Below are 19,179 nucleotides of genomic sequence, written 5' to 3' on the forward strand. Positions count from 1 at the left end.
ATGGCCGGCGTGCATTTCCTCGATGCGGCGGCGCCAGACGGCATGCGGCTTTATGCGATCGGCGACGTTCATGGCCGCCTTGACCTTCTTCGCGCCATGCATGCGCAAATCCGCGCCGAACTGAAGCGTGACCGCCCGGACGACTGGCGCATCATCCATCTCGGCGACTATGTCGATCGCGGTCCGGACTCCAACGGTGTGATCGATTTCCTGGTCGACCGCACGGCCGAGGATGACCGCGTTATCGCACTTGCGGGCAACCATGATGACGGCTTGCTGGCGTTCCTGAGGGACGGCGACCGCACCGGCCTGTTCGCGCGCTTCGGTGGCGCCGACACGGCGCGCTCCTATGGGGTCGCGGCCGACTTCTCGACAACCGAAGCCGCCGCCTCAAGCCGGGCGGCTTTGGCCGCCAAAGTGCCGGAAAAACACGTGGATTTTCTCGGAAATCTACGGGTTTCGCAGGAATTCGGCGACTTTTTCTTCTGCCATGCCGGCATTCGGCCGGGGGTGCCGCTCGATCGCCAGGACCGCGAAGACCTCGTGTGGATTCGCGACGCCTTCCTGCACCATCCCGAACTTCACCCCAAGGTGATCGTCCACGGGCACACACCTCACGAGGAGGCCGAAATCCTCGCCAACCGGGTCAATGTCGACACGCTGGCCTACGCCAGCGGGCGGCTGACCGCGCTGGTGGTCGACGGCAGGGAAAAGCGCGTGCTGGAAGCTGTCGCGGGCTGACTACTTCTTGACGGCACCGACGCCGTAGCCGTCGGTCACCACATAGCCGGAACCGGCGTCGGCGGAGTAGATGCCAAGACCCCAGATCGCAATGCCTGAGAGCATGAGGAAGGACAAAAGGGCGGCTTTCACGGGGGTCATCTCGCTTAAAACTCTCTTCGTACTAAAAACGTTCGTGGTTACGATAGTGTTTCACCAAAGCAGAATTTTGTTACGGTCGTATTGCGCCTTCCGCGCTCGATTGCCTTCGTTTGCCCTTCGACTGGCTTTCGCCAGCGAAGCCGCGACGACATAGTTCGATAGGCTGAGCGGTGCTAGTCTTCTGTGAAGCGTTCCACACCGGATTCCGGGAGGCGTATCAATTATGTCACGCTCCACAATCGCAGGCGTCGCTGCCGCCCTGCTGATGATCGCCTCGGCGGTCGGCAGGGCCGGTGCCGACGAATTGCTTGCCGAGCCGAAGCTCGGAGACAACGGCCTGCATGTCCAGGACTGGTTCCTGCAGTCCTTCCTCGAGGTCGGGGAAGACCTTGCCGACGCACAGGCCGCCGGCAAGGGGCTGGTGATCGTCTTCGAACAGTCGGGCTGCCCCTATTGCCGCGAGATGCACAAGGTCAATCTGCGCCGCCCGGAGATCGTCGCCCAGATCCGCGAGACATTCGATGTGCTGCAACTCGACCTGCGCGGCAGCCGCGCGGTGACCGACACCGATGGCGAAGAGCTTGCCGAGCGCGACCTCGCCCGCAAATGGGGCGTGGTGTTCACACCGACGCTGATCTTCCTGCCCAGTGACGCCGATCCCGACGGCAAGCCGGCCAACATGGCCGCGGCAGCCGTGATGCCCGGTTATTTCAAGCCGTTCCACTTCGCCTCGATGTTCGACTATGTGGCGAGCGGCGCGTACCGGGACCAGCACTTCCAGGAGTTCATCGTCGCCCGCGCCGAAAAACTGCGCGAGGAGGGCGAAGAGGTCGAGATCTGGGACTGAGGCCTTACAGGCGTCACACCATCGCGACCCAGGCCCGCGCGATCGCCAGGCCGGCACGGTCGGCCTCGGGCCCGTACGCTTCCGCCTCGGTGGCAAAGCGTTGCGGCCATTCCGGATGCCGCTCGGCGATGTACTCTGAAAAAACCCCGTTCCAGTGCGCGACCAGCTTTCGGTCGGCCTCGAAATGGAACTGGATGCCGTATCCGGCGCGTCCGATGCGGAACGCCTGGTTGTCGGCAGCTTCGCTGAGCGCGAGCCTGACGGCGCCGGCGGGAAGGGTGAAGGTGTCGTCATGCCACTGGAAGATGCGGAAAGCCGGCGGGGCTGCCCGCAACACCGGGTCAAGCCTGCCTTCGGCGGTGAGTTCGACCTGCTGCCAGGCAAACTCCTTCGCCACGCCGAGGAGGTTTTTTGCGCCGAACCCGCGCGCCAGAAGCTGGCTGCCGAGACAGACGCCGAGCACCGCCCGCCCGGAAAGTGCAACGTCGCGCATCAGCCCGGCCAGCGCCGGAAGATAGGGGTGGTCCACGTCGGCAATGGCGCTCTGCGCTCCTCCCAGCACGACGAGCCCGTCATAGCTGTCTGTATTCGCCGGCAGAACGCCGCCGGCATCCATGCGAAGCATATCGACCTCGGCGCTCGCCTCTTCGAGCGCGCGCCCGATCTGGCCAAGGCCGGTATGTTCGAGGTTCTGGACGACGAGGATGCGCATGGTGCCCTATGGCAAGGTTGCCGCCGGACCATTACCAAGGTGGCGTCCGCGCGCAAGGGGCTCGTGCGGGCCTGGTCAAACAGGAACAGCGAGGTCGTCATGACAGCCACCGCAGCACCGGGGATCGGCGCCGTCACCTATGCGCGCGAAGACACACTCGCCGTTTCGGAGTTCCGGCAGGTGCTTGTCGAGTCCGGCCTCGGTTCGATCCGCCCGGTCGACGACGAGGAACGGCTTCAGCGCATGCTCGACGGTGCCGGGCTCGTAATCACGGCACGGCTGACTGACGGAACTCTGGCCGGTGTGGCGCGCACCCTCGCCGATTTCTCCTGGGTCGCCTATCTCTCCGATCTCGCCGTCTCCAGGCAGGCGCAGGGGCTCGGCATCGGCAAGGGTCTGGTCGAGGAGACCCGCAGCCGGCTCGGACCGGAAGTCAGTCTCGTGCTGATATCGGTGCCCGACGCCGTCCCGTTTTACGGGCGGATCGGCATGGCGCGCACCGCCGATGCGTTCTGGTACCAGCGCGAGCACTGACCCGGGGTTCGGTGATCCATGCCGCTGCAAAACCGTGTCGACCCGTTCGGAACGATCCACGCGGCCCCGGAGCGCGGCCTCTTCACCGGCAATCGCGGCGTCATCCACGATCCAGCGACGAAAACCCTGCTCGGGCGCCGCTGGACGACAAAGGCCTGGATCGTCTGCGAATGCAGCTTTCGCGGCCGCCGCCGGGAGGTGATGGGTCGCAACACGCCGTCGGGCAACGCCGGCTGGACCGAGCTTTTCTTCCTCGACGAGGCGACCGCGCTCGCCGCCGGCCACCGGCCCTGCTTTTATTGCCGACACGAAGCGGCCACGCGGTTTGCCACCGCCTTTGCCTCCGGCCAGGGTACGGAGCGCCTGTCGGCTCCCGATATGGACGCGATCCTGCACCGTGAACGCCTGACCCCAATGTCGGAGAGACCGTTGCTGCGCCCCGCCGAGGTGGCAGGCCTGCCGAACGGCGCCATGGTCGCGTATCGGGGCAAACCTCACCTCGTTCTTGACGGCGAGGTCCGACTCTGGCGCTTCGCGGGCTATGGGGACCCTCTGTGGAGCGCCGCGCTTGTCGGCGACGTCAAGGCAATCACGCCGCCGGCCACGATCGCGGCGCTGGTGGGCGGTTATGGGCCGCTCCTGCACGCCACCGCACTCAACTGACGGGACAATTGCTGCACCGTTGGCCAGGCCCACACGAGGTATCGGACACCATTGGAAAAAAGTGTTCTCAGCCGTCGCGATGGGCATGATAGGCGGCAAGCACGCCGGCGAAATAGCCTGGCGGGATATTGACTTCGACGGCGTCGCGCCTGCCGGAAATCTTGAAGGAGAGCCCTATCTCGGCGCGCGTGACCATCTCCTCGGCGCTCACTGCAATGCCGATCCGCTCATGCGTCCTGCAAGTGCTTTCGCAAATCCGCAGCCGATCGATGACCTTGGTCGGCAGTTCCTGCCCTTCCGAATAGGCCTGATCGAGGTAGACGCGCCGCTTGAAGACCGCGTCGACGGCGATCTGGAAATCATCCTTCAAGGTCCGCGTTGCCGGATCGATCCAGCCGCGGATGAAATACTCGCCCGCGAGCCTGTCGAGGTAGACCATCGGGCCGCGGAGAACGATGACGCCCTTGTGGTGATCGTGCTCGAACCGTGTCGCATCCATGACCTTGCGTGGGTCCTCCGCGGAACTGCGCAGGATTCGCTCGATGGTGCCGTTGCTCATGGTGCACGCGGCGACCAAAGCACAAAGCAACGCTAGGAGCACGCCGGAGCGGAGGCTACGCATCTCCTTCCCCCAAGAACTAGAACATAACAGGAACAATGAAGCACGTTCCGGGCGATGATACAAGTCATGCGGGAAACTTTCGACGCGGTTCACCGCCTCGAAGGGCGTTGCCGCCCCCTCCCTTGACCCGCTGCCGCGCGTCGCGCATTGCTCGCCGATGCGCGCGAACCATCGAATGCAAAGGCTGTTCGTCGAAGCCGGACTGGCGGCGGGCCAGCCCGTCGAGGCCAGCCGCGAACAGGCGCATTATCTGTTGAACGTGCTGCGCATGGAAAGCGGCAGCGAAGTGCTGCTCTTCAACGGCCGCGACGGCGAGTGGCTCGCCCGCCTCGAAACGCAGGGCCGCAAGAAGGCGGCCCTCATGCCAGAAAGCCAGGCACGGCCGCAGCCGCCGGCGCCCGGCCTGATCTACTGTTTCGCGCCGCTGAAGAAGGGCCGGCTCGACTACATGGTCCAGAAGGCGGTCGAGATGGGCGCCGGCGTGCTACAACCCGTCATCACGCAACACACGCAAGTTCCGAAGCTCGCTATCGAGCGCCTGCAGGCCAACGCGCTGGAAGCGGCCGAACAGTGTGGCATCCTCGCCCTGCCGCGGGTCGCCGAGCCGGTGAAGCTTGAGCGGCTGCTCGCCGACTGGGACGCCGCGCGGCGGCTGATCTTCTGCGACGAGGGGTTCGACACCGACAATCCGCTCGACACGCTGCGAGCGATCACCGAGCGCAGCCTCGCCGTCCTCGTCGGCCCGGAGGGCGGGTTTTCGGAAGCGGAAAGGCGCCTCCTGCGCGCGCAGTCCTTCGTGACCGCGATCCCGCTCGGACCGCGCATCCTGCGTGCCGATACGGCTGCCGTGGCAGCGCTCGCCGTGATCCAGGCGACCATCGGCGACTGGCTATAACGCCGGCGGACTTGCCAAATGCCGGCCGTCGTGCGACCAGAGCGCCCCTGACGGCGTGAGCCAGGCTCCGCGCAACCCGAAGCGCTCCGCTTCATTCTGACAACAATGCTGACCGAAGGAACGCCGGCCATGGCACGCGCGCTCGGGCTCGATTTCGGCACGACCAACACGGTACTCGCATTGGCCGAGCCTTCCGGCGTGGCGACGCATTCGCTGCGGTTTCACTGCGGCGCCGGCGGCGCCGATTCCGTCCGCACCGCGCTCGCCTTCATGAAGGAGGGCCGCAGCACGCAAACGGTGCGCACCGAAGCCGGCCAGGCCGCGATCGACCTCTTCATCGATCATCCCGGCGACTGCCGCTTCCTGCAATCAATCAAGACCTTTGCCGCAAGCGCCGCCTTCAAGGCGACGACCATCTTTGCCCGCCGCCATTCCTTCAACGATCTGATGGAGATCTTCCTGCGCCGGCTCCGCGCCTACGCCGGCGACGCGTGGCCGAAAGAGATTTCGCGGCTGGTCGTCGGCAGGCCGGTGCGTTTTGCCGGCGCCAGTCCCGACGAAGAACTTGCGCTGGAGCGCTATCGCGCCGCGCTCGACCGCTTCGGGTTCCCCGAGATCCATTATGTCCACGAGCCGGTCGCGGCGGCCTACTGGTTCGCGCAGCAGCTTTCCGGCGACGCCACCGTGCTGGTCGCCGATTTCGGCGGCGGCACCACCGACTATTCGCTGATCCGCTTCGAATTCCACGCCGGCGTGCTGCGCGCCGTGCCGATCGGCCATTCCGGCGTCGGCATTGCCGGCGACCATTTCGACTACCGCCTGATCGACAATCTCGTCGCGCCCGAGATCGGCAAGGGCAGCCAGTTCCGCAGCTTCGACAAGCTGCTCGACCTGCCGGCGAGCTATTTCGCCAATTTCGGACGCTGGAACCAGCTGTCGATCTTCAAGACCACACGCGAGTTCGCCGACCTGAAATCGCTGGTGTGCCAGGCGACGGAACCGGAAAAGCTGCAACTCTTCGTCGACCTGATCGAATATGACGAGGGCTATCCACTCTACCAGGCAATCGCGGCGACCAAGATGGCGCTGTCGCAGGCACCGGAGGCGGAGTTCCATTTCGCGCCGCTCGGCAAGGCCGGCCGCAAGACCGTCAAGCGCTCCGATTTCGAAGACTGGATCGCCGACGACCTTGCCCGCATCGAGGATGCGCTCGACGAGGTGCTGACCACGACCGACACGCCGACGGGGGCGGTCGACAAGGTCTTCCTGACCGGCGGCAGCTCCTTCGTGCCGGCGGTGCGCGCCATCTTTGAACGCCGCTTCGACGCCTCGCGCATCGAAAGCGGCGGCGAACTGCTTTCCATCGCCCATGGGCTGGCACTGATCGGTGAAGCCGGCGAGGTCGCGCGCTGGGCCGCCTGACAACGCCGGCCCGATCAACTCCGATTGACCGAGCTGTCAGGATTTTTTGCTTGATCGCACCGCATGGACCGGCCATCACTCGCCGGCCGCGAAGTCGGCCAACAGGATCGTCCAGGAAACGCTCATGGCGCGCGACACCACCGACAGCCGGCCCGTCGAAAGTCTGGACGAACTCGTCGCCTATCTCGCGGCAGGCTGCAAGCCGCGCGAAGACTGGCGCATCGGCACCGAGCACGAGAAGTTCCCGTTCTACGTCGACGGCAACGGGCCCGTACCCTATGGCGGCGAACGCGGCATCAGGGCGTTGCTGGAAGGCATGCAGCGGGTGCTCGGCTGGGAGCCGATCATGGACGCCGGCAACATCATCGGCCTCGTCGAACCGACCGGCCGCGGCGCCATCTCGCTGGAGCCGGGCGGCCAGTTCGAGCTCTCCGGCGCGCCACTGGAGACGATCCACCAGACCTGCCGCGAGGGCAATGCGCACCTCGCCCAGTTGCGCGAGATCGCCGAGCCGCTCGGCATCCGCTTCCTCGGCCTCGGCGGCAGCCCGAAATGGACGCTCGCCGAAACGCCGAAGATGCCGAAGTCGCGCTACGACATCATGACCGCCTACATGCCCAAGGTCGGCACGCACGGGCTCGACATGATGTACCGGACCTGCACCATCCAGGTGAATCTCGATTTCGCCTCGGAAGCCGACATGCGCCGCAAGATGCAGGTGTCCCTGAAGCTGCAGCCGCTGGCGACCGCGCTTTTCGCCAATTCGCCCTTCACCGAGGGCCGGCCGAACGGGCTCAAGAGCTGGCGCGGCGAGATCTGGCGCGACACCGACAACCAGCGTTCCGGCCTGCTCGACTTCTGCTTCTCGCCCGAATTCGGCTTTGCCGACTATGTCGAATGGGCGCTCGACGTGCCGATGTATTTCGTCATCCGCGACGGCCGCTATCACGACTGCACCCATGTCACCTTCCGCCAGTTCATGGAGGGCGCGCTGCGCAACTCGGTGCCCGACGGCGTGCCGACCATGGGCGACTGGGCCAACCATCTGTCGACGCTGTTTCCGGACGTTCGGCTGAAGCGCTTCCTGGAGATGCGCGGCGCCGACGGCGGCCCGTGGCGGCGCATCTGCGCGCTGCCGGCGTTCTGGGTCGGCCTGCTCTACGAAGACGAGGCGCTCGATGCCGCCGAGGCGCTGACACGCGACTGGAGTTTTGCCGACGTGCTCGCCATGCGCGACGCCGTGCCCGGCCAAGGCATCGACGCCGGCTTCCGCGGAGCGCCCCTGCGCGACCTGGCCCGCGAGGTGCTGGCGATCTCGCGCAAGGGGCTGAAGAACCGCAACCGCTGCAACCGCGACGGCTATGACGAGACCAGCTTCCTGTCGCCGCTCGACGAGGTGGTGGCGCGCGGTACGACCTCGGCCGACGAGATGACCAACGCCTTCCACACCCGCTGGGGCGGCTCGATCGAACCCGTGTTCCTGGAATACGCCTACTAGGGCAGCGCCCCTTTTTCGTTCCCGACCGGTTGCATTTGGTCTAGGCTCTGCGCGCACGAGGAAGCCCGGGAGAGATAACCATGCTGCCGCTCTACGACATGCTGGCCAACGCCCAGAACGGGCACGCCATGGAGACGCTGGCGCGCCAGTTCAACCTCTCGCAACAGCAGACGCAGGCCGCGGTCGAGGCGCTGCTGCCGGCCTTCAGCCAGGGGCTGAAGCGCAACGCCGCCGATCCCTATGGTGTCGGCGCGTTCATCTCGGCGCTGGCGACCGGCCAGCACGCCCGCTATTTCGAGGATGCGACCAGCGCCATGTCGCCTCAGGGCGTCGCCGAGGGCAACGGCATTCTGGGCCATCTGTTCGGCTCCAAGGAACTGTCGCGGGCCGTTGCCGGACAGGCCGCGCAGGCGACCGGCATCGGACAGGAAATCATGAAGCAGATGCTGCCGGTGATCGCGGCGATGGTGATGGGTGGCCTGTTCAAGCAGTCGACCGGGCAGATGGCGCAGGGCGGCCACTCGGTGCAGCCCAATTTCGGCGCCGCCGGCTTCGGCGGTCAGGGCAACCCGCTCGGCGAGATCATCGAGCAGATGATGCGCCAGGGCGGCGGCATGGGCGCGCCGCAATCGCGGTCGCCGCAGCCGCAGGCGGCACCCGATCCCATGGACAATCCTTTCGGCAAGATCCTGCAGGACATGTTCGGCGGCGCCATGCAGCAGCAGCCGAGGCAGACGCCACAGCCGCGCCGTGCGCCGCAGCAGCAAAGTCCCTATGGCGACAACCCGCTCGGTCGCATCTTCGAGGAAATGATGCGCGGCGCCCAACCGGGCGCGCAGCCGCGCGAGCCGCAACCCGAGCCGCGCGCGCGGACCAATCCCAGCGGCCGGCAGCGCACGCCCTATGACGATCTCTTCGGCGACATGTTCGAGACCGGGCGCAAGACGCGAGACGACTATCAGAAGAACATGGAATCGGTGTTCGACCAGTTTCTGAAGGGCATGGACCGCCACCGCTGAACCAAAAAAGCCCGGCCTTCGTGGGGAGAAGGCCGGGCAGTCGGCAGGCGCTAGCCGGGGGGATAGCCGGCGGGAGTATCGGGCCTGCGGAAGGCGGACGTCCGCGAAGGACGGCGCAATTCAGTTCGCGCGGCGGGCCGCATCCTCGATCTCGCGCGAACGGGACGCGCTGACCAGGCCCAGATAGGCGGTCGGGTCGACGCCGAGCGGCGTCTGCGCGGCCGCGTGGAGGTCGCCGCGCACCAGCCCGATGTCGGCCAGCTGGGCGTCCGTCATCTCTGCGAGACGGATGACCTCACGCTGATTTTTCCAGGCACGCCAGAGCTGTACGATGCGCTCCGCCACCACGCGCAGAACGCGCGCCACGATCCGCGGACGCACATGGCCGGCAAGCGGGATCGGGTCGTGGTGAAGAGCGGTCATTTCCTTACTCCTGGGTTTTGAACACGCGCATTGCTTCGGCAACGGGTTAGAAACCCGGCCGCGAGCCTTGATGCGCGCCATTCAAGTGGACGCGCATTTTCTCGCATGGGCGAATTGATAAGTCGAACGAATGTTTTTAATCTTTAGCATCAAAACGAATGATGGATATGCTCCATGGCCGCGCCGCTCGATCTCGACCAGCTCCAGACCTTCATCGCGATCGCCGATACCGGCAGCTTCACGCGCGCCGCCGAGGAGGTTCACCGCACCCAGTCGGCGGTGTCGATGCAGATGCGGCGGCTGGAAGAGCGGATCGGAAAGCAGCTCTTCGAGAAGGACGGCCGCGTCAACCGGCTGTCGGAAGACGGCGAGCGGCTTCTGGCCTATGCGCGCCGCATGCTGCGGCTGAACCGAGAGACGATCGCCGCCTTCGACGACCGGCGGCTCGAGGGCCATGTGCGCATCGGCACGCCCGACGACTACGCCGACCGTTTCCTGCCCGAAATCATGGCGCGGTTCGCCCGCTCCAACCCGCGCGTCGAGCTTTCCGTCATCTGCGAGCCGACCGTCAACCTGGTCGAGCAGATCCGGCGCGGCACGCTCGATCTGGCGCTGGTGACCCATGACGACGAGAAGGGCCAGTCGGAGGTGGTGCGCCACGAGCCGCTGTTGTGGGTCGCATCCTCCAACCATGCCGTGCACGAGGAGGAAGTGCTGCCGCTCGCCGTCGGCCGGCCGACCTGCGTGTGGCGGAGGGCCGCGATCGACATGCTCGACCAGATGGAGCGAGACTATCGCGTGCTGTTCACCAGCTGGTCGGCCACCGTCATCATCGCCTCGGTGATTTCGGGGCTTGCCGTCTCGGTGCTGCCCGAATGCGCGCTGCGCCCTGGCATGCGGGTGCTCGGCGAAAGTGACGGCTTCGGCACACTGCCGGACTGCCGCATCGGCCTGATGCGCGGCCACACGGGACAGCCGGCGATCGTCGAGGCGCTGGCCCGGCATGTGTCGGAAAGCCTCGACAACATAACGCTGCCCGCGAGCGAGGAGGCCGGCATGTTCGACTTTGCCGCCATGATGGCGATGCGCCCGCGCCGCCACCGGCCCAACATGATGCCCGGCTGGTAGACGACGCGATCGCGTGTGGCGATCAGTCGCCGCGCGCGAACAGCCTGTCGGCCATCACGCCGACCTTCTTCTCGACCACCTCGCAGGCATCGAGGATCATGTCCTCGCGGAAGCGGCGGCCGACGATCTGGACGCCGACAGGCAGTCCGTCGTGGAAGCCGGCCGAGATGTGGCCGGCAGGCAGGCCCATGAAGTTCATGGCGAAGGAGTAATGCGCCTTGCCGAGCACGTCGCGCACGCCCTCGACTCCCTCGGCATCGCGGTTCCAGCCATAGACCGGGGCCAGCAGGAACGGCGTCAGCACCAGCGGATAATCTTCCATGAACAGGGTCCAGCTGCGCACATAGTGGGCGCGCTGCGCGATGGCCTGGAGGAGTTCCTTGCCTGCAAGCGGCGCAAACAGCGTGAAATAATCCTGGAAAATCTGCTTGATGGTGTCGGAGCCATACTTCTCGATGTCCGCCCCCATCAGCTCGGTGACCTCGCCCATCAGGGCGCGGTAGCCGAGTTCGCCGCATTCGCGCACCAGCGGCGGCTCGATCTCGACGATCTCGTAGCCTGCATCGGCAAGACAGTCGGCGGCGGTGGTGATCGCCTGCTCGACGGCGGGGTGCAGGTCGAACTCGAAGCTGTCGCGGGTGACGGCGACGCGCAGCGGGCCCTCATGCGCCGGCCCGGCAAAGGGCATCGGCACCATCCAGGGATCGTTCGGATCGTAGGCGATGGCGGCCTGTAGCCCGGCCCGCACATCGCGGACCTCGCGCGCGATGATGCCCTGGACGGACATCATCTGGGCAAGCAGCCCGCGCTCGGCCTTGGCCGAGGGATTGTAAGCGGGCACCCGGCCGAGCCCGGGTTTCACCGTCGCCGCTCCCGTCGCCGCGCAGGGGAAGCGGAGCGAGCCGCCGATGTCGTTGCCATGCGCGAGCGCACCCATGCCGGACATCACCGCCGCCGCCGCGCCGCCGGACGAGCCGCCGGGCGACGCCTCGTCGTCCCACGGGTTGAGGGTACGGCCGTGCAGTTCGTTGTCGGTCGTGGCGCGGAAGGAGAACTCAGGCGTGTTGGTGCGGCCGATGATCACCGCACCCGCATTCTTCAGATTGCGAACGATCGGCGCGTCGTCGGGCGCCACGACCTCCCTGAAGGCGGCAACGCCGTTGGGGGTCGCCCTGCCCTTCTGATCGACATTTTCCTTGATCGTCACCGGTACGCCATGCAGCGGCCCGACCGGCCCGCTCTCGGCGAACCTGACGTCGAGCCGGCGTGCCTCCTCGATCGCGGCATCGCCAAGATCGTCGACGACGGCGTTGATGCGGCCGTTGCGGGCACGCATGCGCTCCACGCTGGCACCGACGGCGGCCTCGGCCGATATCTTCCTGGCCCGGACAGCCTCGGCAAGGTCGCAGGCACTCAATTGCCAGATCGCGCGTTCACTCATGTTTCCCCGCTGGTCGGTCGCTGCCGCGAATGCGGCTCCGTTTCGCTGCTGTTTGGGTAGCCGGTAAGGACAGCACCGGCAAGCGGCAGCAGCATGGCGGGACTGAGCCAGCGCAAACTCCAGCGGGGCTTGACTTGCGGCGGCCCGCTTTCCCGAATGGGCGGATGAACGATTCTCCCACCAATGCGGCGGAATTCACCGTCTCGGAAATCTCCGGCGCGCTGAAGCGCACGGTCGAGGACGCGTTTGGCAATGTGCGCGTGCGCGGCGAGATTTCCGGCTATCGCGGCCCGCATTCCTCCGGCCACGCCTATTTCGCGCTGAAGGACGAGCGCGCGCGGCTCGAGGCGGTGATCTGGCGCGGCACCTTCGCCAGACTGAAGATTCGCCCCGAGGAAGGCATGGAGGTGATCGCGCAGGGGCGGCTCACCACCTATCCCGGCTCGTCGAAGTACCAGATCGTCATCGACAGCCTGGAGCCGGCCGGCGCCGGCGCGCTGATGGCGCTGCTGGAAGAACGCCGCCGCAAGCTGGCGGCCGAAGGCCTTTTCGACGACCAGCGCAAGAAAAGGCTGCCCTACCTGCCGCGCGTCATCGGCGTCGTCACCTCGCCGACCGGCGCCGTCATCCGCGATATCCTGCACCGCATCGCCGACCGCTATCCGCTGCACGTGATCGTGTGGCCGGTGCGCGTCCAGGGCGAGACCACCGGCGCCGAAGTCGCCAGCGCGGTTGCCGGCTTCAACGCCCTGCCGCCGGACGGGGCGATCGCCCGGCCGGATCTCATCATCGTGGCGCGCGGCGGCGGCAGCCTCGAGGACCTCTGGGGCTTCAACGACGAGGACGCGGTGCGCGCGGTCGCCGCATCCGACATTCCGGTGATTTCGGCCGTCGGCCACGAAACCGACTGGACCCTGATCGACCATGCCGCCGACACGCGCGCGCCGACCCCGACCGGGGCGGCCGAACTCGCGGTCCCGGTGCGGGCCGAACTCGAGGCGACGCTGGCCAGCCTCTCGGCGCGGCTTTCCGGCGCGGTGTCACGCAATGGCGAACGCAAGCGCCAGGCGCTGCGGGCGGCGGCACGCGCCCTGCCCTCAGTCGACCAGCTGCTCGGCCTGCCCCGCCGCCGCTTCGACGAGGCGGCAAGCCGGCTGTCGCGCGGGCTCAGCGTCAATGTGGAGAACAAGAAGCTGCGGCTTGGCGGCCTGCGGCTTGCGCCGGCGACGCTTGAACGGCGCCTCGGAGAGGCGCGGCGCCACGTTTCGCGCGCCGCAACCCGGCTGCCGGCCGCGCATCAGAACGTGCTGCGCGATCACCGCGCACGGCTGGCGGCCCCGGTGGCGCGGCTGCGGCCGGAACCGCTTGCCGCGCGGCTCGGCGGCGCGCGCGACATGCTCGCCAATGCCGGCCGCCGCGCCGACCGCGCCATCGCCGCCTCCGGCGAAGGACGGCGGCGGACGCTGGCGCAGGCGACAAGGCTTCTTGAGACGATCTCCTACAAATCGGTGCTGGCGCGCGGCTTCGCGCTGGTCACCGATGCCAAGGGGCTGCCGGTCAAGCGCGCCGCCGATCTTGGCGCCGGAGACCAGGTCGCGCTGCAGTTTGCCGATGCGGCCGCCAATGCCGTGATCGTCGGCGGCGACGGGGCGGCCGAGCGCAAGCCGCGCAAGGTGGCCGAGAAGCCCGTGCCGGCCGGCCAGGGCTCGCTTTTCTAGCGGTTATCTACAGGCCTTGAATTACGCGAAACGGTGTGGCTGGGCGGCCTTGGCGCCGCCGATTTCCGGCCTCTGCGAGCCCTGCAAAAATTGCATTCGACCTATGCGGTTTCAGCGCTTCTTTGCGACAGGCGCATGACTATCTACCCGCTGTCGAACAACAACATCGAATGTGAGCAAAAGCCGTGAGCATCATCCGCAACTACCGCAACTGGCGACGCTATCGTCACGCCGTCGGCGAGTTGAGCCGCCTGTCGGACCGCGAGCTCGACGATATCGGCATCACCCGCGCCGAGATCCCGCTCGTCGCGCGCAAGACGGTCTGACCGTCCAACAGTTTCCGGCGGGTTGGTTCCTCCCGTTCCCGCCGGCCAGGATGGCAGGTCATCCTCCTCCCTGAACGACCCGCCATCCGAAATGTGAAGGCCCGCCGGTTTCCTCCCCCGGCGGGCCTTTTGCGTTTGGCATGCCGGAGCAACACGAAGGTTGCCGCAAGGCCGAGGCGGCGCGGGGTTTCGAAAGGAAGGGAAAAGCTGGAAATGGTACGGTTGGCTGGGCTCGAACCAGCGACCCCCAGATCCACAATCTGGTGCTCTAACCAACTGAGCTACAACCGCACTGGCCTCGTTGCGAGACGAGTGTGCAAATACGTTCAAACAGCCGCGAATGCAAGGCCGGAACACGCCCGGCGCGGAAAGGAAAAGGCCGGCGCCAGCCGGCCTTCCAATGAACGGCCGCGGCGATTGCCAGGGCCGTTCGCGGGGTTGCGGAGGGAGGAGGAAACCGCTTCCCCGATGAGATGCGGCCGATCAGGCGACCTTGAGGTCCTGCATCGCCTTGTCGAAGGCGGTCTTGACCGGCTTGGAAACGTCCTCGACGGCCTTGGACGACACCGCCTGGATTTCCTTGGCCTGGTCGACGGCCATGTCGACATTCTTGCGGACGAACGAGGTCTGCAGCTCGATCACTTCCGACAGGCTCTTGGCGCCAACCAGCGCCTCGAGGTGGCTGAAGCCGGCCTCGGCGTTGGCGCGCATGGCGGCGATGGTCTTGAGCGACACTTCGTCGCCGGCCTTCTTGATGGTCTCGAAGCTGGTCTCAAGCGTCTTCTGGGCTTCCTCGGCGCCGGCCTTGAACTTGGCATAGGCTTCCTTGGACTGCTCCAGGCCCTTCTCGGCGAGGCTGCGGAACTGGTCCGTCGCCTGGCTCGGGTCAAAGGTCGGGAATTCGATGGTTTCTGCGGATTTCGCGGCTTTGCTCATGTTGGTTTCCTCGCTGATTGGGGCTTCGCGCGGCCTCGCCGGGCCGCAGCGTCAGGACTCTACATAGCGCATATTATTGTGCATTGCAACATTCATATTGCATTGCAGCAAAGACGATATGCGGGGTTAACCAACCAACCAGAATCCGCTCGCCAGTGCCGATCCGATTGTAGACCTTGGCAGATGTCTCTTTTATTAACGAAACCTTAATGCCAGGGGTGGGGATCCCTTCGAATCCGGGTCATGCGTATGGCGTCCAGCGAATATTCGTTCATCGACATTGCCGTCCTTGACGAGGTCCGCACCCGGTTTGCCGCCGGAGATGCGCTGGCGATCCTGTCGACCGACCTCGACGCAGTGATCTGGGCCAACGGGCCTGGCGCTCAGTTGTTCGGCTATCCCGACATAGAAGCGATCATGGGCGCGGCGGCGGGCCTTTCCGTGGCCCAGCGCCGCCAGATCGCGGCAACGCCCGGCTTTCCCGATATCGGCCGCGACCGGCCGCTGATGCTGCGTCTGGCGCGCGGCGCGTCGAGCCATGCGGTGGGCTTTTATGCCAGCAGCGTCGAACTGCCCGATGGCGAGCGCGCGATCCTGCTCGCCGCGCCGGCGCCCGCGGCCGCCGCACGCGATCCGGTCGAGATCGCCCGCCGCGCCGTCTCGGGCTTCACCGAGGCCGGCTATTTCGCCGCGCTGGTCGGCGAAGGCGGCCGGCTGATCGCGGCCGCCCCCGGCTTCGAGACGCTCGACATCGCAGTCGACACCGTCGCCCGGCTGGTGAGCGAGGTCGCCCGCGAACGGGACCGCCTCGTCAAGCGCCGCATCTCCGCCGGCGGCAGGGAAATCCCGGCCGGTATCGCCCGGCTTGCCGACGATCCGCCGACGCATCTGCTGGTGGTGGTGGCCGACGCGGCAGCACCCGAAGCGGCCGAGGCTGGCGGCGAACCCGACGCTGAATCCGCCTCCGACAATACAGAGACCCCGGCTGCCACCGGCCCGGTGCAGGCAGACGCGGCCGTCGCTCCGGAGACCGCCCGTACCGGGACGGACGCAATCGCGACCACGGACGCAGCCGACGATGGCGCCGGCGATCAGGCGGTAAGGCCGAAAGACGCTGGCAACGGCAATGGCCGCACTCATGTCGACCGCTGGTATTTCGACAACGAGCAGCCTCCCGCGAGCAAAACCGTCGCTGCCGACGAAGCCAGGGAACCCGCTCCGACACTGGCCGATTTCGCCGGCGCGCAGCCGGTCCGCTTCGTCTGGCGCACCGACGCTGGCGGCCGCATCAGCGTCATCGCGGAAGAGTTCGCCAGGTCCGTGCGCATGAGGCCGGACGAACTGGTCGGCCGGCCCTTCGCCGACATCGCCGTAAGCCTTGGCCTCGACCCCGACGGCGTCATCGCCGGGCTGCTGGCGCGCCGCGACACCTGGTCGGGAAAGACCGTTTCCTGGCCGGTGGCGGGGACCGCCATCCGCGTGCCGGTCGACCTTGCCGCGCTGCCGGTCTATGGCCGCGACCGCGGCTTCGAGGGCTTTCGCGGCTTTGGAATTGCACGCCTGACCGACGCCGAGGCCGGCAAGGAGCCGGCCGCGCCTGATGATGCCGGGACAGCCGAGCATGTGGAAGCCGACGAGCGCCCGACGAGCGGCGCGCAGGAAGCAGCCGCGGCAAACGAGCCCCGGGCAGAGACGACCGATGACGGGTCCGTAACCGAAGCGCCGGGCAAGGTGGTCACGCTCGCCTCGCGCAGGGGCAAGGGAGCCGAACGGACGCTGTCGTCGAACGAGCACGACGCCTTTCGCGAGATCGGTTCGCAATTGCGGGCCGCCGCGACCGAAGGAACCGCCGAGGCCGACGACGCCGAACGCCAGCGCCCCGCCGACAATGACGATCGTCGTGGCGACGAGACCGGTTCGCGCGAGGAGACGGCCGCGGCCGCCGACGCCCCTGAGGAAGCAGAGACCTCCGACGAGACCAAGGATCTGCCTCCCCGACTCGATGCTCCCGCCGCCGACGAGGCGGCGCCGGAGGCCCTCGCGGAGGACGAATCGGTCCCGCAGGATGGCAAAGCCGACGCGCCGACGCCTCCAGCGGCACATGACGAACCGCTTGCCGACGCAGCGGGCGCAGCTGAGGAGCGCGTCGAGGCGAGGCCGGCCCCGGTCGAGCCGCGCCTCGCTCCGGCCATGGAGGCCGGCAGGACACATGATGGCGGCCCGTTGTTTGTCGCCCCGATGGCGACGAACCGCCCTGACGAGCCCACGGACACGAATGAGAGCGAGACGGGATTGGCAAAGGACGGTGATTCTATCCCGTCCGCCGACGACGACCGTTCAGCGCCGACGGCCATTGAGGATCGCAACGAGCATGGCGAGCCTGCGGCGGACGAACGCGCTGCCGATGCCAGCGCGGAAAGCGAAGATCGGCACAGCGATGACCGCGACGGCGAGGACCTCGCCGACAGCGAAGCCGACCGCGTGATCAGCCTGCCCTCGGCCTTTGCCGCGGCGGGTGCCGAAGACGGGTTCCGCAATCTCGGTGTGCCGGTGCTGGCCAGGCTGCCGATAGCCGTTCTGGTGCATTCGGGCGACGTCCTGCATTTCGGCAATGATGCCTTCTGGGAACTCACCGGCTATCGCTCGCTCGACGAGTTGGACGAGGCCGGCGGTCTCGGCGCGCTGTTCGTCGAGCCCTACGAGGATGAGGAAACCCACGAGCCGGTCGGACGTGGCACGGTGGTGCGGACGCGCGACGGCCGCGAATTCGCGGTACGGGCGCATTTGCAGTCGATCCCGTGGGCAAGGCGCAAGGCGCTGCTGCTGGCCATTACGCCGGCCGAGGTGGACCAACCGAAACCGGAGCCGGAAGCGATTGCGGAGACGGCGGCATTGAGCGCCGACGCCCGCGTCGCCGAAATGCGCTCGATCCTCGACACGGCGACCGACGGCGTGGTGCTGATTGCCGAGGACGGGAAGATACGCTCGCTCAACGGCTCGGCCGAAGCCCTGTTCGGCTGCGAGAGCGCCCAGATGGCCGGAAAGCCGTTCACCTCGCTGTTCGCAGTCGAGAGCCAGCGGGCGGCGCGCGACTATCTCCAGGGCCTTTCCGACAATGGCGTTGCGAGCGTCCTCAATGACGGGCGTGAGGTGATCGGCCGCGAATCGCAGGGCCGGTTCATCCCGCTGTTCATGACCATCGGCCGCCTGCCCTCCGGCGGCTTCTGCGCGGTCTTGCGCGACATCACCCAGTGGAAGCGCGCCGAGGAGGAACTGACCAAGGCGCGGGCGATGGCCGAGCGCTCCTCCTCCCAGAAGACCGACTTCCTGGCCAGGGTGAGCCACGAGATCCGCACGCCGCTCAACGCCATCATCGGCTTTTCCGAACTCATCCTCGACGAGAAGTTCGGCCCGATCGGCAACGAGCGCTATCGCGACTATCTTCGCGACATCAACCGCTCCGGCAACCATGTGCTCGACCTCGTCAACGATCTGCTCGACATCTCCAAGATCGAGGCCGGCGAGCAGGAGATGGCCTACGAGGCGGTGTCCCTGAACGACGCCTTGGGCGAAATCGTCGCCATGATGCAGCCGCAGGCCAATCGCGAGCGTGTCATCATCCGCTCGAGCTACGCCTCGCGGTTGCCGGACGTGGTGGCGGACATGCGCAGCATCCGCCAGATCGCGCTCAACCTGCTGTCCAACGCGGTGCGCTTCACGCCGCCGGGCGGGCAGGTCATCGTCTCGACATCCTATGAAGCCAGCGGCGACGTGTTCTTGCGGGTGCGCGACACCGGCGTCGGCATGTCGTCGGCCGAGATCGACCAAGCACTGAAACCGTTCAAGCAGATCAATTCGTTGAAGCGCAAGCGCACGGACGGCACCGGGCTCGGCCTGCCGCTGACGAAGGCGATGGTCGAAGCCAATCGCGCCCGGTTCTCCATCCACTCGACGCCCGGAGAGGGAACGCTGGTCGAGATCTGCTTCCCGTCGACACGCGTCCTGGCCGACTGAGGCCCTACGCGGGGCACGCTGGAAGCTTACTGGAGCAAAAGAATCCAGATTTTCCAGATAGTTGACAAACGTAGTTTAGAATAATTCTAAATTATTGAT

General features: G+C 66.7%; 18 protein-coding genes and 1 tRNA gene. 12 read left to right on the forward strand and 7 right to left on the reverse strand.

Annotated features, from left to right (window positions below; genetic code table 11):
* Positions 1–741 (forward strand): metallophosphoesterase, encoded by a 741-nt coding sequence (locus tag FQ775_RS12530; RefSeq protein ID WP_146300970.1) that lies wholly within the window; start codon positions 1–3, stop codon positions 739–741.
* On the opposite strand, the gene FQ775_RS12535 is transcribed toward FQ775_RS12530, so the two are convergent.
* Positions 742–882, reverse strand: coding sequence for a hypothetical protein (locus FQ775_RS12535; RefSeq protein ID WP_167812950.1), 141 nt, complete (start codon positions 880–882; stop codon positions 742–744). It abuts the gene before it with no gap.
* 223 nt (positions 883–1,105) lie between these two features.
* Here FQ775_RS12535 and FQ775_RS12540 point away from each other — a divergent pair, with 223 nt between their 5' ends.
* The gene (locus FQ775_RS12540; RefSeq protein WP_146300971.1) at positions 1,106–1,729 is read left to right on the forward strand and encodes a thioredoxin family protein; all 624 of its coding nucleotides are present in this window, start codon (positions 1,106–1,108) and stop codon (positions 1,727–1,729) included.
* A gap of 13 nt (positions 1,730–1,742) precedes the next feature.
* Here FQ775_RS12540 and FQ775_RS12545 read toward each other — a convergent pair whose 3' ends face one another.
* Positions 1,743–2,441 (reverse strand): type 1 glutamine amidotransferase, encoded by a 699-nt coding sequence (locus FQ775_RS12545; RefSeq protein WP_146300972.1) that lies wholly within the window; start codon positions 2,439–2,441, stop codon positions 1,743–1,745.
* 99 nt (positions 2,442–2,540) lie between these two features.
* On the opposite strand from FQ775_RS12545, the gene FQ775_RS12550 reads away from it, so the two are divergent.
* Entirely contained in the window at positions 2,541–2,975 is a 435-nt protein-coding gene (locus FQ775_RS12550) for a GNAT family N-acetyltransferase (RefSeq protein ID WP_146300973.1), read from the forward strand.
* A gap of 18 nt (positions 2,976–2,993) precedes the next feature.
* Positions 2,994–3,638, forward strand: coding sequence for a hypothetical protein (locus FQ775_RS12555; protein WP_146300974.1), 645 nt, complete (start codon positions 2,994–2,996; stop codon positions 3,636–3,638).
* 67 nt (positions 3,639–3,705) lie between these two features.
* On the opposite strand, the gene FQ775_RS12560 is transcribed toward FQ775_RS12555, so the two are convergent.
* Positions 3,706–4,197, reverse strand: coding sequence for a hypothetical protein (locus tag FQ775_RS12560; protein ID WP_146300975.1), 492 nt, complete (start codon positions 4,195–4,197; stop codon positions 3,706–3,708).
* 220 nt (positions 4,198–4,417) lie between these two features.
* Between FQ775_RS12560 and FQ775_RS12565 the strand changes: the two genes are divergently transcribed.
* From FQ775_RS12565 to FQ775_RS12580, 4 genes are all read left to right on the forward strand, one after another.
* On the forward strand, positions 4,418–5,155 hold the full coding sequence (locus FQ775_RS12565) for a 16S rRNA (uracil(1498)-N(3))-methyltransferase (protein ID WP_146300976.1): 738 nt from the start codon (positions 4,418–4,420) through the stop codon (positions 5,153–5,155).
* Positions 5,156–5,284: 129 nt separating this feature from the next.
* Positions 5,285–6,577 carry an Hsp70 family protein gene (locus tag FQ775_RS12570; RefSeq protein ID WP_146300977.1) on the forward strand — a complete coding sequence of 431 codons (1,293 nt, stop codon included), beginning with the start codon at positions 5,285–5,287 and terminating at the stop codon, positions 6,575–6,577.
* A gap of 124 nt (positions 6,578–6,701) precedes the next feature.
* Positions 6,702–8,075 carry a glutamate--cysteine ligase gene (locus FQ775_RS12575; RefSeq protein ID WP_146300978.1) on the forward strand — a complete coding sequence of 458 codons (1,374 nt, stop codon included), beginning with the start codon at positions 6,702–6,704 and terminating at the stop codon, positions 8,073–8,075.
* A gap of 80 nt (positions 8,076–8,155) precedes the next feature.
* Positions 8,156–9,094, forward strand: coding sequence for a DUF937 domain-containing protein (locus FQ775_RS12580; protein WP_146300979.1), 939 nt, complete (start codon positions 8,156–8,158; stop codon positions 9,092–9,094).
* Between the two features lie 120 nt (positions 9,095–9,214).
* Here FQ775_RS12580 and FQ775_RS12585 read toward each other — a convergent pair whose 3' ends face one another.
* Positions 9,215–9,517, reverse strand: a complete 303-nt coding sequence (locus tag FQ775_RS12585) for a DUF1127 domain-containing protein (RefSeq protein ID WP_146300980.1) — start codon at positions 9,515–9,517, stop codon at positions 9,215–9,217.
* Positions 9,518–9,691: 174 nt separating this feature from the next.
* Between FQ775_RS12585 and FQ775_RS12590 the strand changes: the two genes are divergently transcribed.
* Positions 9,692–10,645 carry a LysR substrate-binding domain-containing protein gene (locus FQ775_RS12590; protein ID WP_146300981.1) on the forward strand — a complete coding sequence of 318 codons (954 nt, stop codon included), beginning with the start codon at positions 9,692–9,694 and terminating at the stop codon, positions 10,643–10,645.
* A gap of 22 nt (positions 10,646–10,667) precedes the next feature.
* Here the strand turns inward: FQ775_RS12590 and FQ775_RS12595 are convergent, their stop codons facing one another.
* The gene (locus FQ775_RS12595; RefSeq protein WP_146300982.1) at positions 10,668–12,086 is read right to left on the reverse strand and encodes an amidase family protein; all 1,419 of its coding nucleotides are present in this window, start codon (positions 12,084–12,086) and stop codon (positions 10,668–10,670) included.
* Positions 12,087–12,250: 164 nt separating this feature from the next.
* Between FQ775_RS12595 and xseA the strand changes: the two genes are divergently transcribed.
* Positions 12,251–13,804 carry an exodeoxyribonuclease VII large subunit gene (gene xseA, locus FQ775_RS12600; protein ID WP_167812953.1) on the forward strand — a complete coding sequence of 518 codons (1,554 nt, stop codon included), beginning with the start codon at positions 12,251–12,253 and terminating at the stop codon, positions 13,802–13,804.
* Between the two features lie 185 nt (positions 13,805–13,989).
* Positions 13,990–14,130 carry a DUF1127 domain-containing protein gene (locus FQ775_RS12605; protein WP_146300312.1) on the forward strand — a complete coding sequence of 47 codons (141 nt, stop codon included), beginning with the start codon at positions 13,990–13,992 and terminating at the stop codon, positions 14,128–14,130.
* 214 nt (positions 14,131–14,344) lie between these two features.
* On the opposite strand, the gene FQ775_RS12610 is transcribed toward FQ775_RS12605, so the two are convergent.
* Positions 14,345–14,421 (reverse strand) — tRNA-His (locus FQ775_RS12610).
* Positions 14,422–14,613: 192 nt separating this feature from the next.
* Positions 14,614–15,066: a phasin gene (locus FQ775_RS12615; RefSeq protein WP_146300311.1), complete on the reverse strand. Its 453-nt coding sequence runs from the start codon at positions 15,064–15,066 to the stop codon at positions 14,614–14,616.
* Positions 15,067–15,309: 243 nt separating this feature from the next.
* Here FQ775_RS12615 and FQ775_RS12620 point away from each other — a divergent pair, with 243 nt between their 5' ends.
* Positions 15,310–19,080 (forward strand): histidine kinase dimerization/phospho-acceptor domain-containing protein, encoded by a 3,771-nt coding sequence (locus FQ775_RS12620; RefSeq protein WP_349291476.1) that lies wholly within the window; start codon positions 15,310–15,312, stop codon positions 19,078–19,080.
* Positions 19,081–19,179: the final 99 nt, after the last annotated feature.

The organism is Nitratireductor mangrovi (assembly GCF_007922615.2).
GTDB classification, from domain to species: domain Bacteria; phylum Pseudomonadota; class Alphaproteobacteria; order Rhizobiales; family Rhizobiaceae; genus Mangrovimarina; species Mangrovimarina mangrovi.

What these genes read in the sequence shown, in the direction of transcription:
- FQ775_RS12530 (WP_146300970.1), top strand. Translation starts at nt 1, where the DNA reads ATGGCCGGCGTGCATTTCCTCGATGCGGCGGCGCCAGACGGCATGCGG.
- FQ775_RS12535 (WP_167812950.1), bottom strand. Translation starts at nt 882, where the DNA reads ATGACCCCCGTGAAAGCCGCCCTTTTGTCCTTCCTCATGCTCTCAGGC.
- FQ775_RS12540 (WP_146300971.1), top strand. Translation starts at nt 1,106, where the DNA reads ATGTCACGCTCCACAATCGCAGGCGTCGCTGCCGCCCTGCTGATGATC.
- FQ775_RS12545 (WP_146300972.1), bottom strand. Translation starts at nt 2,441, where the DNA reads ATGCGCATCCTCGTCGTCCAGAACCTCGAACATACCGGCCTTGGCCAG.
- FQ775_RS12550 (WP_146300973.1), top strand. Translation starts at nt 2,541, where the DNA reads ATGACAGCCACCGCAGCACCGGGGATCGGCGCCGTCACCTATGCGCGC.
- FQ775_RS12555 (WP_146300974.1), top strand. Translation starts at nt 2,994, where the DNA reads ATGCCGCTGCAAAACCGTGTCGACCCGTTCGGAACGATCCACGCGGCC.
- FQ775_RS12560 (WP_146300975.1), bottom strand. Translation starts at nt 4,197, where the DNA reads ATGAGCAACGGCACCATCGAGCGAATCCTGCGCAGTTCCGCGGAGGAC.
- FQ775_RS12565 (WP_146300976.1), top strand. Translation starts at nt 4,418, where the DNA reads ATGCGCGCGAACCATCGAATGCAAAGGCTGTTCGTCGAAGCCGGACTG.
- FQ775_RS12570 (WP_146300977.1), top strand. Translation starts at nt 5,285, where the DNA reads ATGGCACGCGCGCTCGGGCTCGATTTCGGCACGACCAACACGGTACTC.
- FQ775_RS12575 (WP_146300978.1), top strand. Translation starts at nt 6,702, where the DNA reads ATGGCGCGCGACACCACCGACAGCCGGCCCGTCGAAAGTCTGGACGAA.
- FQ775_RS12580 (WP_146300979.1), top strand. Translation starts at nt 8,156, where the DNA reads ATGCTGCCGCTCTACGACATGCTGGCCAACGCCCAGAACGGGCACGCC.
- FQ775_RS12585 (WP_146300980.1), bottom strand. Translation starts at nt 9,517, where the DNA reads ATGACCGCTCTTCACCACGACCCGATCCCGCTTGCCGGCCATGTGCGT.
- FQ775_RS12590 (WP_146300981.1), top strand. Translation starts at nt 9,692, where the DNA reads ATGGCCGCGCCGCTCGATCTCGACCAGCTCCAGACCTTCATCGCGATC.
- FQ775_RS12595 (WP_146300982.1), bottom strand. Translation starts at nt 12,086, where the DNA reads ATGAGTGAACGCGCGATCTGGCAATTGAGTGCCTGCGACCTTGCCGAG.
- xseA (WP_167812953.1), top strand. Translation starts at nt 12,251, where the DNA reads ATGAACGATTCTCCCACCAATGCGGCGGAATTCACCGTCTCGGAAATC.
- FQ775_RS12615 (WP_146300311.1), bottom strand. Translation starts at nt 15,066, where the DNA reads ATGAGCAAAGCCGCGAAATCCGCAGAAACCATCGAATTCCCGACCTTT.
- FQ775_RS12620 (WP_349291476.1), top strand. Translation starts at nt 15,310, where the DNA reads ATGCGTATGGCGTCCAGCGAATATTCGTTCATCGACATTGCCGTCCTT.